Genomic DNA, 14660 nt, shown 5'->3' on the forward strand with positions numbered 1-14660 from the left:
TCCCCAGAGTTGGTGTTGTTGGCCGGGGCGCATGACGCCTCGGGTCAGGCGACCTCGTGGCCGCGCGCTGTCTCGAGCAGGTGATACCAGGTGGCGCGGTCCAGGTCATGGCGGGCATCGTCGAGCAGCTGGGTGATGCGTGAGGCCGTCAGGCTGCCGATGACCGGCAAGGGGCGCCCGGGCAGGGCACGCAGCCAGGCCAGGGCGAGCCCGGCAGCAGAGAGCCCCCGATCGGCCGCCAGGCTTTCCAGCCGCTCGCCCAGGGCGCCCGAGAGACATGCGCCACCCCCGAGTGGTGACCAGGCCATGGGCTGTTGGCCATCGCCGATGACGGCGTCGTAGAGCCCGTCGAACAGCGGTGTGGAGTGTGCCAGCGACAGCTGCAGCTGATGGGCCTGCAGCGGGTGGCGCATGGCCGCGGCCAGGCGTCGCCAGGCCTCCGGCAGGAAGTTGGACACGCCCGCCGCGCCGATCTTGCCGGCCTCGATGGCGTCATCCAGGGCCCGGCCGGTGGCCTCGGCCGACATCAAGGGGTCGGGGCGGTGCAGCAGGAAGTGCTCGACGTGCTCGACCCCGAGCCGCTCGAGTGCGGCATCGATGGCGGCGCTGACATGGGCATGGGAGCTGTTGTAATGCTTGACCCCGAAGGCTGACGTGTCGCGGTCCGGCGTGACGATGCCGGTCTTGGTGATCAGGCCGAGGCGTCCGGCGAGGCCGGGGCGCAGGCGCAGCGCCTCGCCGAACAGGGCCTCGCAGTGTCGGTTGCCGTAGATGTCGGCGTGGTCGAACCACACCAGGCCCTGATCCAGCCTGGCCTCGATCCAGTCGGCCAGGGCGGCGGGGCGTTGCAGATCCGGGGCCTCGCCCAGGTTCATCATGCCCAGGGCAAAGGGGGCGTCGAACGCCGGTGTCGTGTGCATCATCAGGTATCCCGTGAAAGGGTGGTGCCCAGCAGGTGCTGGGCGCCGGGGACCAGCCAGACCGGGTCGAGACGGGTATTGGCCGACTCGACACACAGGAAGCGTCGCGCATCGGCCGGGGCAGTGTCCTCGGGCGGCGCCTCGCCGGGGTTCCAGACCACTACCGAGTCGCTGTTTTGACGAGCAATGCGTAGCCGTCGTTGCTCATCGTCGAGCACGACCTCGGCATTGCTGTGGTAGATGCGGTCGATGCGGCCGCGCACGCCGAGCTCGCCCTGCTGCTCGCAGTCGGCGAAGTCCTTGAGCTTGTCGAGGTAGCGGGCTCCCGCCAGGCCCTCGACACGGCAGGCATGGGCATCCGCCACCGCCAGGTAGCTGTGCAGGGCGCCGGTGATCTTCACCGGAGTCTCGCCAAGGTGCTCGGTGATCAGTTCGACATGCAGCCGATGGGCATTGGCCTGGACCACGGCACGCGGTACCAGCTGGCTGTGCAGCCGCTCGAGCGGACTGAGGTGAAGCTCGACGCCGTCTTCATGCTCATCGACGGCTTCCAGGCGCCAGTTCGCCTTGCGTGCGGGGCCATGCATGGGCCCGGAACGATCCGAGGACTCGTCGGCGGTATGTTCATCGGCGAACCAGGGCCAGCATAGCGGGATGCCGCCGCGGATGGCCCCGGGCAGCGCCTGTGGCGTCGGTGTCACCCACAGCCAGCCACCCGGTACCAGCGTCTCGCCGGGCGAAGCAGCAGAGCCCTCGGCCGGCGCGTTGTCGGGCGCCGGAGAAGAGCCTTCGGCTGGCGCGTGGTCGGACGCCGGAGCATAGTGCAAGACCTGGGCGCCCTGCAGTGAAACGGCGAGTTCACCCCAGGACTCGTTGGCTAGCCAGACGTCGCGTCCGGCCCACTCGGCGTGGCGTTGTCCCTGGGTATTGTCCAGCAGGATGCGCAGCGTTTCGGGAATCATTCGGTCTCCTCGCCGGTCATTCGACCTCGGGGTTGTGCAGGGCTTCGGCGGCGCCCAGGAGTCCCGTCCACGGGGCGGTCACTACCTGAACGGGCAGCGAGGCGGTGTAGTCACGCATGCGCCCCTTGTCGTGAAAGGCCTCGAGAAAGCGGCTGTCGGGCAGCCAGTTCAGCAGACGGGGCAGGATACCGCCGCACAGGTAGACCCCGCCCCGTGCGCCCATGGTCAGGGCCGCGTCACCGCTGACGTCGCCGAGAATCTTCAGAAAACGTTGAAGGGTATCACGCGCGATCGGGTCGTCGCTGCCGGCGGCTTCGGTCACCTCGGCCGGGGTGCGGTGTTGCGGGTTGGCCCCCTTCAATGAGCAGTGCGCCACGTACAGATCCAGGAGCCCCTGACCGCAGAGCAGGCGCTCGACCGAGATACGGCCATAGCGATTGCGGAAATGGCGCAGCAGGTTCTGCTCGCGTTCGTCGGTGGGGGCGAAGGTGACATGCCCGCCCTCTGTGGGCAGCGGGATCCAGTCATGGCGGCCGGGAAATACGCCGGCCACGCCGAGTCCGGTCCCCGGGCCGATCACCAGGCGCGTGGCATGGGGGGCACAGTGGCCTGCCTGGAGCGTGACTCGTTCGTCCTCGGCGACATGCGGCACGCCCAGTGCCTGGGCCATGAAGTCGTTGATGACCTTGAACAGCTCCAGGTTCAGGGCTTCGCGGACTTCGGTGCGGGTGAACGCCCAGTGGTTGTTGGTCATCACCACGCGTTCACCATGCACCGGGCAGGCGAAGGCCAGGCAGGCCTCGCGAGGCGCCTGGTCACCGGTTGCGCCGACTCGTTCCAGGTAGTCGCGGGCGGCTTCGATGATGCCCGGGTACTCGGCACAGGGCAGGCTCTGAATGTCGTGTGGCGCGAAGGCACCTGGCGTCACCAGGGCGAAGCGGGCATTGGTGCCGCCGATATCACCAATAAGTGCGGGTCGTGTCATGGGGCGTTCGTGTCGTCAAGAGTCGAGTCGGGGTGCCATCGCTGCAGCCGGCCCCGCCCGCTGCTGCGGGGCGGGGGCGAGCCACTCGTTCAGGCGTCTTCGTCGTGGATCTGGCCCTGCTGCCGTGCCAGGTCGTCGGCCTCGAAGCCGCCGAACACGCCTGCGCCTTCCTCGCCGCGCATGGCCAGGTGACGGAAGCCGGAAAACAGTTCGCGGCCGAGGCCCACATGGTAGTGGTCCAGCGAGGCCACGTGTTTCTCGCGGCCGGCCCAGGTCGTCGGGTCGACGTGGGCGTCAAGGGTACCGGCATCGGCATCGAGACGCACGATATCGCCATCTCGCAGCCGCGAGAGGGGACCGCCGTCCAGGGCCTCGGGGCTCATGTGAATGGCGGCCGGCACCTTGCCGGAGGCGCCCGACATACGGCCGTCGGTGACCAGTGCCACCTTGTAGCCGCGGTCCTGCAGCACGCCGAGGAAGGGCGTCAGCTTGTGCAGCTCGGGCATGCCGTTGGCCTTGGGGCCCTGGAAGCGCACCACGGCGACCACATCGCGGTCCAGGTCGCCCGCCTCGAAGGCCGCCTTGAGGTCATTCTGGTCTTCGAAGATCCGCGCCGGCGCTTCAACGATACGGTGCTCCTGCTCCACGGCCGACACCTTGATGACGCCGCGGCCCAGGTTGCCGTCCAGCACGGTCAGGCCGCCGGTGGCCTGGAAGGGGTCGGCGACCGGGCGCAGTACGTCCTTGTCGAGGCTCTGCTGGGGGCCTTCGCGCCAGATCAGCTGGCCATTCTCGAGGAAGGGCTCCTGGGTATAGGCGCTCATGTCGGTGCCGAACACCGTGGGTATGTCGCTGTGAATCAGCCCGGCGCCGATCAACTCGCGGAACAGGTAGCTCATGCCGCCGGCGGCCTGGAAGTGGTTGATGTCCGCCTGACCGTTGGGGTAGACCTTCATCAGGCTGGGGGTGACCGCCGAGAGGTCGGTGAAGTCGTCCCAGGTCAGGGTGATGCCGGAAGCGGCGGCCATGGCCACCAGATGCATGGTGTGGTTGGTGGAGCCGCCCGAGGCCAGGAGGCCGACGATGGCGTTGACGAAGGCGCGCTCGTCGATCTGCCGGTAGAAGGGGCGGTAGTCGCCACCGGCTTCGGTGTTGCGCACGGCCTGCTCGGTGGCGAAGCGTGTCAGCGCCTCGCGCATCTCGGTGCCCGGGTTGACGAAGGAGGTGCCGGGCAGGTGAAGCCCCATCATTTCCATCATCAGCTGGTTGGAGTTGGCGGTGCCATAGAAGGTGCAGGTGCCCGGGCTGTGGTAGGACTCTGACTCGGCCTCCAGCAGGTCTTCACGGCTTGCCTTGCCTTCGGCAAAGAGCTGGCGAATGCGCGCCTTTTCCTTGTTGGGCAGGCCGCTGGGCATGGGGCCGGCGGGCACGAACATGGCCGGCAGGTGGCCGAAGCGGGCCGCGGCGATGAACAGCCCGGGCACGATCTTGTCGCATACGCCCAGGTAGAGGGCGGCATCGAACATGTTGTGCGAAAGCCCGACTGCCGAGGCCATAGCGATGACGTCACGCGAAAACAGCGAGAGTTCCATGCCGGGCTGACCCTGGGTTACCCCGTCACACATGGCCGGCACGCCACCGGCGAACTGGGCGGTGGAGCCCATGTCGCGGGCGGCCGCCTTGATGGTCTCGGGAAAGGTCTCGAGAGGCTGGTGCGCCGAGAGCATGTCGTTGTAGGCGGAGATGATGCCCAGGTTGGCACTGTTCATCAGTTTCAGCGCGTTCTTGTCGTCGCTGCCGCAGGCGGCGAAGCCATGGGCCAGGTTGCCGCAGGAGAGCTCCGCTCGGTGCACGCCGCGACGGTGCTGGTCCTCCATGCGCTGCTCGTAGAGGGCGCGTCGTTCGCTCGAGCGTTCACGGATGCGCTCAGTCACTTGTTGAACGGTGGCATTGAGGGACGTGGAAGCTTGGGCCATGGGGCACCTCGGAGGCGTTATCGAGAATTTTGGTAAATTTAACAAAAATTTCGCCAGTCACGCCGCCATGATAGGCCTTTTGAGGGTGTTTTGTAATTATTTAACCCAAAAGGATAAGGCGGCCGGTAAGGTCGCGTCGTGCTCCGCCGGCGTGAAGGCGAGGGCTCAGCACCCGGGAGCGCCGCCATGCCGAGCTGGCATGGGGCGGGCCCGGGGTGGCGAGAGTGGGTATGCCTGAGCACAATGTAGGGCCTTTTACGGTTGTCTGTCAGCCAGCCCGTGCTGTCCTTCGGAGATTTCATGACGCGACTCCATCTTGCAGATCCGCTTGCCATGGCGGCGATACCGGCAGCGGCGTGGAATGCCCTCGTGGATGATGACTATCCCTTCCTGCGCCATGAATTCCTGTCCGCTCTGGAGTCGACCGGAGCCGTGACACGCGAGACCGGCTGGGTAGCGCGACACCTGACGCTGTGGCGCGACGGCGAGCTCGTGGGGGCGCTCCCGCACTACCTCAAGTATCATTCCTTCGGTGAATATGTGTTCGACTGGGCCTGGGCGGATGCCTGGGAAAGAGCGGGCGGGCAGTATTACCCCAAGTCGGTCAGTGCCGTTCCATTCACGCCGGTCCCGGGCCCCAGGCTGCTGCTCGCCGAGGATGTCGACCCGTGCGAGGCCATGCAGCGCCTGTCCGAGGCTTGTTGCGGCGAAGATACCTCGGGCTGGCACCTGTTGTTTGCCGAACAGCGGGAAGTCGCGGCCTGGCAGCAGGCATGCCCGGACCTGATAGCGCGGGACGGCGTGCAGTTTCAATGGCGGGACCGGGGGTTCGGTGACTTCGATGGCTTCCTGGCCAGCCTGACATCGAAACGGCGCAAGGCCATTCGTCGCGAACGTCGCCGCATCGCCGAGCAGGGCCTGACGCTGCATCGACTCGAGGGGGCCGATATTGGTGAGGCGGATCTGGCGCATTTCTACCGGTGTTACCAGATGACGTACCTGGAGCGCGGGCAGCGCGGCTACCTGAGCCATGACTTCTTCGCGCAGTTGCTGCAGCGGTTGCCCGAGGCGCTCCTGTTGATACAGGCCCGGTTGCACGACCGGCCCGTGGCGGCAGCCCTGTGCCTGCAGGGGGGCAATTCGCTGTACGGCCGTTACTGGGGCAGTGAGGTCATGGCCGATGGGCTGCACTTCGAGGCCTGCTACTACCAGGGCATCGAACACTGTCTCGCCCGGGGGCTCGATCTCTTCGACCCGGGCACCCAGGGGGAACACAAGCTGGCGAGAGGCTTCGCTCCTCTCCGTCTCACCTCGTTGCATCATATCGCTGATCCGCGCTTGCGTAGCGCAGTCGCGCGTTTCTGCCGCGAGGAAGGCGCTCATGTCAGCTCATATCATGAGGCCGCGACACAAGGCTTACCGTTTAAAAGTGAAGAAAGGTGAACTACTCTTCGTTTAATCCCGAAAGAATTTTTCACACTATTCTGTCATCTCGATGCGATTAGTTTTTGTGTTACATGAAGCCCTTTTTGTTTAGGAATGCCTGATTTAAAGCTGGGTTAATGTGCGCCTGCTAGTCGTTTTCGCGGTGGAAACTTCATTGCGAGCAAGAGGAATGCCGCTGAAAACTTCTTCCGTGAGCTCCCGTTGAAGAGGAGAGGATCTGATGGAATCGGCGGCAAAGGTAAAGCTGCTGGGCAAGGGCAGTGACAATGAAACGCAGTTGTTGGAGATATTGCAGCAGCAGGGCTGGCAAGTCTCGCGACATTTTCTCTTCGATGAGTCCGGTGCCTGTTGTTGTCATCAACATTCGGTCTCCGACGGCCTTGGGGTGGTCGTCCTGGACGCAATCTCCACGGATGAGCTGAGAAGGCTCGAGGCATCCATGTGTGGCATCCGGGTGCCCTGGGTCGCGGTAGTGGATGAGTCGGCGCTTGCCGTCAGTGATATTCGACACCTGATCCTCGACCTGTGTTTCGGGTTCGTCACCTACCCCGTGGATCACGAGAGCCTGCAGTCTCTGCTGCGCAATGCCGCCCGGCTGGCGCATATCCAGCACCTCGAAGATGACGCCAGGGGAGCCGACACACCGCAGGACGACGTTAGTGAGTATGAGATGGTGGGCACGACGCCCGTCATGTGGGATCTGTTCAAGACCATTCGCAAGGTGGCGGCCGTGGATGCCTCGGTCTGTATTCACGGCGAGTCGGGTACCGGCAAGGAGCTGACGGCCCAGGCGATTCATGAGCGGTCCCATCGTTCGTCGGGCCCGTTCCAGGCCATCAACTGTGGTGCCTTGCCGGACAACCTCATTCAGTCCGAGCTTTTTGGACACGAGAAGGGGGCCTTCACCGGAGCGGCGCAGCGCAAGATCGGGCGTATCGAAGCGGCCGACGGTGGCATTCTCTTCCTCGACGAGATCGGTGACCTGCCTCTCGATCTTCAGGTCAACCTGCTGCGCTTTCTCGAGACCCGGCGCATCCAGCGCATCGGCTCGCTCAATGAGATTGATGTGGACGTTCGAGTGCTGGCGGCAACGCATGTCGATCTGGCAAAGGCAGTGGATGAAGGGCGCTTTCGCGAAGATCTCTATCATCGGCTCAATGTGCTTCAGGTGGTGGTGCCTGCCCTGCGCGAGCATCCCGAGGACATCGAGGTCATGGCGCGTTTTTTCTTCAAACGCTTTGCCGGAGAAAAGCCGGCGACCCTGCGCGGCTTTTCTCGGGAGTCGATGGCGGCCATGCGCCAATACCCCTGGCCGGGAAACGTACGCGAACTGATCAACCGCATTCGCCGCGCCATGGTGATGTGCGAAGGGCGACTCATCCAGCCGGACGACCTGGGAATCGAGCGCCGCAGGATTCATCGCCACATCCGCACCCTGGATCAATCCCGGGATCGTGCCGAGTGCGATGCCATACTCTCGGCACTGGTGCGCAACAAGTACTGCATCAATGCGGCGGCGGAAGAGCTCGATATTTCTCGCGTCACCATGTATCGGCTGTTGAACAAGCATGGTATCCCGCGTTCGCCCGCCGAGAGCTCATCCGAGCCGGAACTTGCCTGATACCGTCACGGCACCAGACCTACCCTCGACCCTCTTGACTGCCCGCTCTACGGAGCGGGTTTTTTATGTGCTTTCCAAGAAGCACCGAGAAGTGTGTCAATGGCTTAACAGTTTTTCACGTTTATGATTTTAAGGGTTTTTTGAGGCTCCTGGTGTGCTCTTTGTCATGCTGAAGGCTGGGCTGTTTCATCGAGTTAACACTTTTTGTCATACGTTTCTCATAACCTGCTGTAAATAATGATGAATTTTTTTGGCATGCGTTTTGCTATAGATATTGGGCAAGGGGTTATTCCGCTGGTGAAACTGGGAGTCGATCATGCCCCACAGACTGTGCAAGACATGCCGGATAGCGTGGCAAGGGGTTTGTCTGGCAGGAATTGCCGTGACTACCAGTGTTGCGGCAGATCTGGCTGAAAAGCGGATGCAGGTAGAGTGGAATATATCGGCAGGTGTCTCGCCATCGGTAGACGACCTCTCTCGGCATGCGGACCTGTTGGACTACTTGGCGCCTGGCGAGAAAGTTCAAGGCACCGGCCATGTCATCCTTTGGGATGAGCGTCCGGGAAAAGAAGGTGGCGGGAACCGCGGAAAATCTCGAAGATCAAGTCAAGGGGATAACTCGGTGGAGGCGGTATGAAGCTTCTGGTTCAGATATTTTGGGTTACAGGGACGTTGGCGTGAAGATAAAAAAGAAAGCTTCACGGTTGTAGATTCCAGGTGCTGAGGGGTAGGGCTGAAGGTTCATTATAAAAAAGAGCGGTCTTAGGGGATTTTCAAGCAATGACGTTTTCTTCATTCCCGATGACCTTTCCTGGAGAAGTTTGATGTCTATTGAACAAGATGATCGCATTTTTCTTGTCACCTATGAAGGGCCTCAGGCCACTCTTTTGGCAAACTATATAGAGGAAAGCACTGGGGTGGTAACCCGAATACTTGCGCCGGATTTGACACTTGAAAAAGTGTTCTCGGGTGGATCGGTCGGGCTGATAATGGTGGATAAGTCCGTCGTGAGCCTTTCACAGCTACATCGCTGTCAGGAGCATGCTGCCTCAATAGAAGGTGAGGGGAGAAAACCGCTTATGCTGTCGGTGTTCAATCTCGAGAGCGAAGAGCAGGCCAATGAACTGCTTTCCTCCGTTTATTTGCAGGGCGTCTTCTTTCAGCATGATTCCCTGGAGCTGATGGCGCAGGGTATCAAGTGCATGCTCGGAGGCGAACTCTGGGCGTCACGTCGCTTGACGTCGCAAGTGATCGACAACCTGCGTCGTCAGCATCTGAATATCTATCGTCAAACCGGCAATCTGACCACCAGAGAGCGGCAGATCCTCGGGCTGGTGGGGATGGGTGCCTCGAACCTGGAAATCGCTGAACGCTTGTTCCTGAGCCAACACACCGTCAAGTCGCACATCTACAACATCTTCAAGAAGATCGGTGTCCGCAACCGCACTCAGGCCGTGGGTTGGGCCCGTGATCAACTCGGTTTGCCGGTGACTTCCTTTACACATTCTTCAAACAACTCATGCGTTACTTGAGGTCGTTGCCATGCATATGCAACTCACGACACCAGGCTGTGCATTGTTTCTGCTGCTGAGCTGGCCCCTGCCAGGCATGGCACAGGAGGGGGGTGACGCTGCCTCCCTCGATGGCGGTCAGCAGATGCCGGAAGTGACGATCAATGATGAGAATGCCCAGGAGGCACTGGATGAACAGTTCAATCTCGATACTCCGGAACTTTCGGGAGTCATCGTCGACCGCACCATGACCATGGCAGGCCGGACCTTTTATCGCAGCTTTGCTCAAGCTGGCAGACAGTCCGAGCTGCTCAATGGCGTGGTGCTGACCCTGCATGAGCGCCCTGATCCACGCTCCGGCAGTCAGATCTGGATCACAGAGGGGAATACTGTCCACTTTCGAACACAGCTATCCCCCCGGATCAGTGAAGCTGATCGCAATGCGCAGAAGGCCGTAGCTGCCGTGGAGGAGAGGTTGCTTCGTGCGCGCCTCTCGGAGGCGCTGCAGCCAAGTCGTGACCTGGCAGACAAGGAGCTTTGACATGCACAACAAGATTCGATGCCGTACAGCTGCCTGGGTGGTGGCCTCTTTCCTGGGCAGTGGGGGACTGGCGGCCCAGGCAGGAGAGCTGGTCTACGAACCCCTCAACCCGTCTTTCGGTGGGGACCCCTTTGTCGGCAGCTATCTGCTCAATAAGGCGCAGGCCCAGGATACCAATACCAATCCTGATGCGCGTGACTTCGACCCGACATCGCCGACAGAGCGCTTGGTGCAGAGCCTTGAAAGTCGGATGATTTCCCAGCTGATCTCGGACGTGAGTGCCGGTGAGCTGAGTGAGGGCTCGTTCACCAGCAACGACTTCGGCGTGGTGGTACGTGATGACGGAGGGCAACTGACGATCGACGTCACCGATCGCGTGACCGGGGATGTGACCACCATCAATGTCGGAGGGCTGGGAGTCGGAGACTTCTAGTGCGCCGTTACGCCACGCCAGGCAAATTCGCAAGCAGGGGCAAGGGAGATAACAATATGTACAAGGTGATTATCGCGGTGGCCATGGCGGCAGGGCTGAGTGGTTGTGCCGCCATGGTGGCTGATGTCGAGGGGCTGGAGGGGCAGCCCGCCACACTGACCCCCCGTAGCGCTACCTGGCAGGACCTGACATCCCTGCCGCGCCCATCGGGCAAGGTGCTGGCGGCGGTGTATGACTTCCGCGACCAGACAGGCCAGTACCGTCCGGCGCCGGCCAGTACCTTCTCTACCTCGGTGACCCAGGGGGCAGCAGCCATGCTTACCGGGGCTCTGATGGATTCCGGTTGGTTCACGCCACTGGAGCGCGTCGGGTTGCAGAATCTGCTCACCGAACGTCGCATCATCCGTGCCGAACTCGAACGCTTCAATCGCCCCGACAACCTGGGCGCATTGCGGTCGGCTTCGGTGCTCCTGGAAGGTGGCATTATTGCCTATGAGTCTAATGTCAAGACCGGAGGAGCAGGAGCCGAATACTTCGGCATCGGAGCGTCCGGCCAGTACCAGGTGGATCAGGTGACGGTTAATCTGCGTGCGGTGGAGATATCCACGGGGGAGGTCCTGTCCAATGTGACGACCACCAAGACGATCTATTCCAAGGAAGTACGGGCGGGTGTCTACCGTTTTATCGACTTCCGACGATTGCTTGAAGCCGAAGCAGGAGTTACCACCAATGAGCCGGTACAAATGGCGGTCATGTCGGCAATCGAAGCGGCGGTTATTCATCTGATTGCGCGTGGTGTGCGTGATAACCTATGGAACCTGGAAGAAGGTACCAATATCGATGAAACCCTCTTGTCCGATTATCTTCAGGAAGAAGTTCCAATGCTGTGAACCCCGGTGATTCGTGACGAATGATGGGTAGATACTGCCACAGAAAACTGTGTCCATGAGATTTAATTTTTGTTTATTAGATTTCTGGTATATTGAAAGGGAGTCGCTTCACGAGCGACTCTCTTTTTTTTATTTTGTTTTTTTGGTTTTTGGGTATTATTTGGTTTTTGGTTGTCAAGGTATTAAAAAAATGGCACTTGAAAATAAGGTTAAATCATTATGGATGTGCCGGGAATTATTGTCATACTCCCATTTAAGTGATGTGGCTTTGTAAAAGGTTTTGTCTGAGGTTGGACGTTTGGGGGTGGTCGACATGGCTCTTGGTAAAGAAATCAGACTTCAGGGTAAAAGCGGTTTTTCATCAAGTTTGATATTGGCTTTCCTGCTTTTTTCTTCCGCTTTTGTTGCGCAGGCGAATCCCGATATTTCCGGGGGTCGGCATGCCGATACAGAGATTGGAAGGATCGTTCAGCAGCATCAGGGGGATGGTTTTTTTACCCTCCCTGATCGCAATATCGCCTTCATCGATCAACTGGGAAATGATAATTCGGCGCTAATCGATCAGCAGGGGATGGGCCCCAATCTGGCGTCCGTCTATCAAAGCGGATACGGGAATCAAGCGTCGGTCACCCAGAAAGGCGCCTTCAATATCGGCCTGGTCAGCCAGCAAGGGAACCACCTCGATGCCACTCTGGAGCAGGACGGACATGAATTCGAGGCAGCGATCAATCAGGCGGGAATCAATGGCCAGGTTCAGGTTTTACAGTCGGGGAGTGGCTACCGAGCCATCACCGTGGACCAGATTTCGCGGTCCGGGGTGGGCGCAACGGCCACAATCGTGACGCGCTGAAACAACCGACAACCAACAACCAATGTCGGAGTCAGCGGTTTCAAGGCAAGGCAACGTACCACAACGCGTAACAGGGGAATGACAATGAAACTCCAGATGACTCTTATCGCAGCATTCGTCGCCATGGCCATGAGTGGTTCAGCCCTGGCTGATGCCACCCAAGACCACTCGGGCGGCAATACCAATCCACATGATAGCTTCCAGGATTCCCGGGATACCATTGACGGAATGGCGGGTTACAGTGGTAACTCCAGTAATGCCAGCGAGTCGTTCATCCTTCAGGGTGGGGTCTCAAACGATGCAGATGTGACGCAGTATGGCGAGCAATTTTCTGATATCGACCAGGATGGTTATAGCAACTACTCCAAGGTCGTTCAGGATGACGAAGTCGGCTCGACTAGTGGCCAGGGTCAGAACGAATCGCGTATCAAGCAGGAAGGCTCGGACAATTATGCCGATGTCTACCAGCTTGGGGATCGTAATGACTCATATGTCGAGCAGGACGGTCTCTGGGGTGGCGGCGATGATAACTCGGCGACCGTCGTTCAGGATGGTGATCTGAACGATAGCTATATCAAGCAGTTCGGTGACAATAACTGGGCAGATGTTTACCAGGGTGGTGACGAACTGGATAGCGATATCCTGCAGACAGGTTATGGTAACGATGCACAGGTAGTGCAGACCGGCTATGGTCATGACTCCTACATCAAGCAGTTCGGTTCTGGCAACTGGGCTTCACATACTCAAAGTGGCCAGTCTCAGCACTTTGCGGAGACACGCTCCTACGGTCACAACAACACTGCCAACGTCGTACAGGCCCCCTGAACGAAGGCTGCATGACCTGGAAGAAATGGTGTAAACGAGAATTTTGGGCCAGCCGGCTTAGCCGGCTGGTCCCTGTTTTTGTGGCCAGGTGGTTGCGGATGCCAAAAGTCCTGCTCCGGTTTTGCCGTGCTCTCTCCTGCGCTCGCTTCAACGGACTCGAACGTGGAGCCTGGCGTCTGCTCCCCCGATGCTGTGGTGGTTGGTATTGCCGCCTTTTTTGATCATCACGTTCAAGGTTTCCGCCGAGCCGTCCTTTTGCAGGCTGGCTTCGAGCTGGGTTCCCGTGAAATGGAAGATGCGCGGCGCCTCACCCTGGAAGGTGGAGACCTCCTCATGGCCGTCGCTGTCCGTCAGTCGCCACTCGGCGCTGAAGCCCACCCGGGTATCGCCATCGACCTCGACGGTGATTGTCTCGTTTTGTGCCTGGGTCCCCGAGATGGTGGATATCCCCATCAGGAAGCCGGCAATCGTCGGAAAGAGCCGTGGCATGTTGTGCCCCTCAGAGTCGTGTCATTACCTCTTGAGTAAAGACCATGGTGGGCCAGGAAGCGAGAGGTGTCGGCTGGTCTTGCTCTTGCGGTGATTGGCTCTCGCCGGCGGGCCTGGGTGGTGAGGTGAGGGCAGGAAACTGGCATAATGCACGCATTGCAATCTGTCGATGGAATTCTCGCATGCTCAAGTGGTTGGCCGTCGTGCTGCTGGCATTGCTGGCGCTGCTGCAGTATCGCCTTTGGCTGGGTGAAGGGAGCCTGGGCGAGCTCGCCGAGGTAGGACAGCGTGTCGAACAGCTGGAAGCCGAAAATGCGCCCCTGCGAGCACGCAACGAGCGTCTGGCGGCCGAGGTGGTTGACCTCAAGACCGGCCTCGATGCCATCGAGGAGCGTGCGCGTAGCGAAGTCGGCATGGTACGTACCGACGAGCAGTTCTTCTGGGTGCCGCAGGCCGGCAACGCAGGGGCGAACCCGTGAGCCAGGCTCCCTGGTTGATCGTGCCCGCCGCCGGAAGTGGTCTCCGCATGGGCGCCAATCGGCCGAAACAGTATCTGAGGCTGGCGGGCCGGACGGTGATGTGGCATACCCTGCAGCGTCTGCACTCGGTCTTTCCCGAGGCCCGACTGTGCCTGTGTCTGGATCCACGGGATAGCTGCTTCGAGCCTGACGTCGTGCCCTTTGCGCGCTGGCAGCGGATAGCGGGCGGGGGCGAGCGGGCCGACTCTGTGCTCCATGCCCTGGAATGGATCGCTGCCGAGGAAGGCGATGAGCAGGCCCTGGTCCTGGTCCATGACGTGGCCCGGCCGTGCGTGACGGCGGAAGATCTGATGCGGCTCCATGACGCGGTCGACGCGGATGCCGTTGGCGGGCTGCTGGCGGCGCCGGTGGCCGATACCATGAAACGCGATGACGGGGCCGGACGAGTAGCTTCAACCGAGCAGCGTGCCGGCCTGTGGCATGCCTTGACCCCTCAGGGTTTTCGCCTGGGCCTGCTGCGTGACGCCCTGATGGACGCTCGCCGGGCGGGCAGGGGGATGACCGATGAAGCCTCCGCGGTTGAAGCCATGGGGCTGTCCCCGCGCCTGATCCCCGGGCGACGCGATAATATCAAGATTACCCATCCCGATGACCTGGCGCTGGCGGAACAGATCCTTGCCGCCCAGGCGTCCGGTCCGCATACCGCTGCCCGCGAGGAGTCCTGCTGAGCCC

The 14660-nt window shown here is 60.9% G+C and carries 15 protein-coding genes; 10 read left to right on the top strand and 5 right to left on the bottom strand.

Annotation, left to right across the window (positions count from 1 at the left end):
• Positions 1-44 precede the first annotated feature (44 nt).
• The 4 genes from HHA01_RS00830 to edd all read right to left on the bottom strand — a co-directional run bounded on the left by HHA01_RS00830 (position 45) and on the right by edd (position 4843).
• The gene (locus tag HHA01_RS00830) at positions 45-923 is read right to left on the bottom strand and encodes an aldo/keto reductase (RefSeq protein WP_246053765.1); all 879 of its coding nucleotides are present in this window, start codon (positions 921-923) and stop codon (positions 45-47) included.
• Entirely contained in the window at positions 923-1882 is a 960-nt protein-coding gene (locus HHA01_RS00835) for a D-hexose-6-phosphate mutarotase (RefSeq protein WP_141317203.1), read from the bottom strand. The genes HHA01_RS00830 and HHA01_RS00835 overlap by 1 nt, the downstream gene beginning before the upstream one ends.
• A gap of 16 nt (positions 1883-1898) precedes the next feature.
• A complete protein-coding gene (gene glk, locus HHA01_RS00840) occupies positions 1899-2867 on the bottom strand; it encodes a glucokinase (protein ID WP_141317204.1) in 969 nt (322 codons plus the stop codon).
• Positions 2868-2956: 89 nt separating this feature from the next.
• Complete coding sequence (edd, locus tag HHA01_RS00845) at positions 2957-4843, bottom strand: phosphogluconate dehydratase (protein ID WP_141317205.1); 1887 nt, start codon at positions 4841-4843, stop codon at positions 2957-2959.
• A gap of 300 nt (positions 4844-5143) precedes the next feature.
• Between edd and HHA01_RS00850 the strand changes: the two genes are divergently transcribed.
• The 8 genes from HHA01_RS00850 to HHA01_RS00885 all read left to right on the top strand — a co-directional run bounded on the left by HHA01_RS00850 (position 5144) and on the right by HHA01_RS00885 (position 12960).
• Complete coding sequence (locus HHA01_RS00850; protein WP_141317206.1) at positions 5144-6286, top strand: GNAT family N-acetyltransferase; 1143 nt, start codon at positions 5144-5146, stop codon at positions 6284-6286.
• 223 nt (positions 6287-6509) lie between these two features.
• On the top strand, positions 6510-7910 hold the full coding sequence (locus HHA01_RS00855; RefSeq protein ID WP_141317207.1) for a sigma-54 dependent transcriptional regulator: 1401 nt from the start codon (positions 6510-6512) through the stop codon (positions 7908-7910).
• A gap of 824 nt (positions 7911-8734) precedes the next feature.
• The gene (locus HHA01_RS00860) at positions 8735-9442 is read left to right on the top strand and encodes a LuxR C-terminal-related transcriptional regulator (RefSeq protein ID WP_141317208.1); all 708 of its coding nucleotides are present in this window, start codon (positions 8735-8737) and stop codon (positions 9440-9442) included.
• A 10-nt stretch (positions 9443-9452) separates the two neighbouring features.
• Positions 9453-9962: a CsgE family curli-type amyloid fiber assembly protein gene (locus HHA01_RS00865; RefSeq protein WP_141317209.1), complete on the top strand. Its 510-nt coding sequence runs from the start codon at positions 9453-9455 to the stop codon at positions 9960-9962.
• Position 9963: 1 nt separating this feature from the next.
• Positions 9964-10395 carry a curli assembly protein CsgF gene (locus HHA01_RS00870; protein ID WP_141317210.1) on the top strand — a complete coding sequence of 144 codons (432 nt, stop codon included), beginning with the start codon at positions 9964-9966 and terminating at the stop codon, positions 10393-10395.
• Positions 10396-10451: 56 nt separating this feature from the next.
• Entirely contained in the window at positions 10452-11285 is an 834-nt protein-coding gene (locus tag HHA01_RS00875; RefSeq protein ID WP_141317211.1) for a CsgG/HfaB family protein, read from the top strand.
• A 313-nt stretch (positions 11286-11598) separates the two neighbouring features.
• On the top strand, positions 11599-12135 hold the full coding sequence (locus HHA01_RS00880) for a hypothetical protein (RefSeq protein ID WP_141317212.1): 537 nt from the start codon (positions 11599-11601) through the stop codon (positions 12133-12135).
• An 84-nt stretch (positions 12136-12219) separates the two neighbouring features.
• Positions 12220-12960, top strand: a complete 741-nt coding sequence (locus HHA01_RS00885) for a hypothetical protein (RefSeq protein WP_170214808.1) — start codon at positions 12220-12222, stop codon at positions 12958-12960.
• 147 nt (positions 12961-13107) lie between these two features.
• Here the strand turns inward: HHA01_RS00885 and HHA01_RS00890 are convergent, their stop codons facing one another.
• On the bottom strand, positions 13108-13449 hold the full coding sequence (locus HHA01_RS00890; protein WP_141317214.1) for a hypothetical protein: 342 nt from the start codon (positions 13447-13449) through the stop codon (positions 13108-13110).
• A gap of 182 nt (positions 13450-13631) precedes the next feature.
• Between HHA01_RS00890 and ftsB the strand changes: the two genes are divergently transcribed.
• Positions 13632-13928, top strand: coding sequence for a cell division protein FtsB (gene ftsB / locus HHA01_RS00895; RefSeq protein WP_141317215.1), 297 nt, complete (start codon positions 13632-13634; stop codon positions 13926-13928).
• Positions 13929-13975: 47 nt separating this feature from the next.
• Positions 13976-14656, top strand: coding sequence for a 2-C-methyl-D-erythritol 4-phosphate cytidylyltransferase (gene ispD, locus HHA01_RS00900; RefSeq protein ID WP_373862921.1), 681 nt, complete (start codon positions 13976-13978; stop codon positions 14654-14656).
• The last annotated feature ends 4 nt before the right edge of the window (positions 14657-14660 follow it).

The sequence above is a fragment of the Halomonas halmophila genome (assembly GCF_006540005.1).
Lineage (GTDB): Bacteria > Pseudomonadota > Gammaproteobacteria > Pseudomonadales > Halomonadaceae > Halomonas > Halomonas halmophila.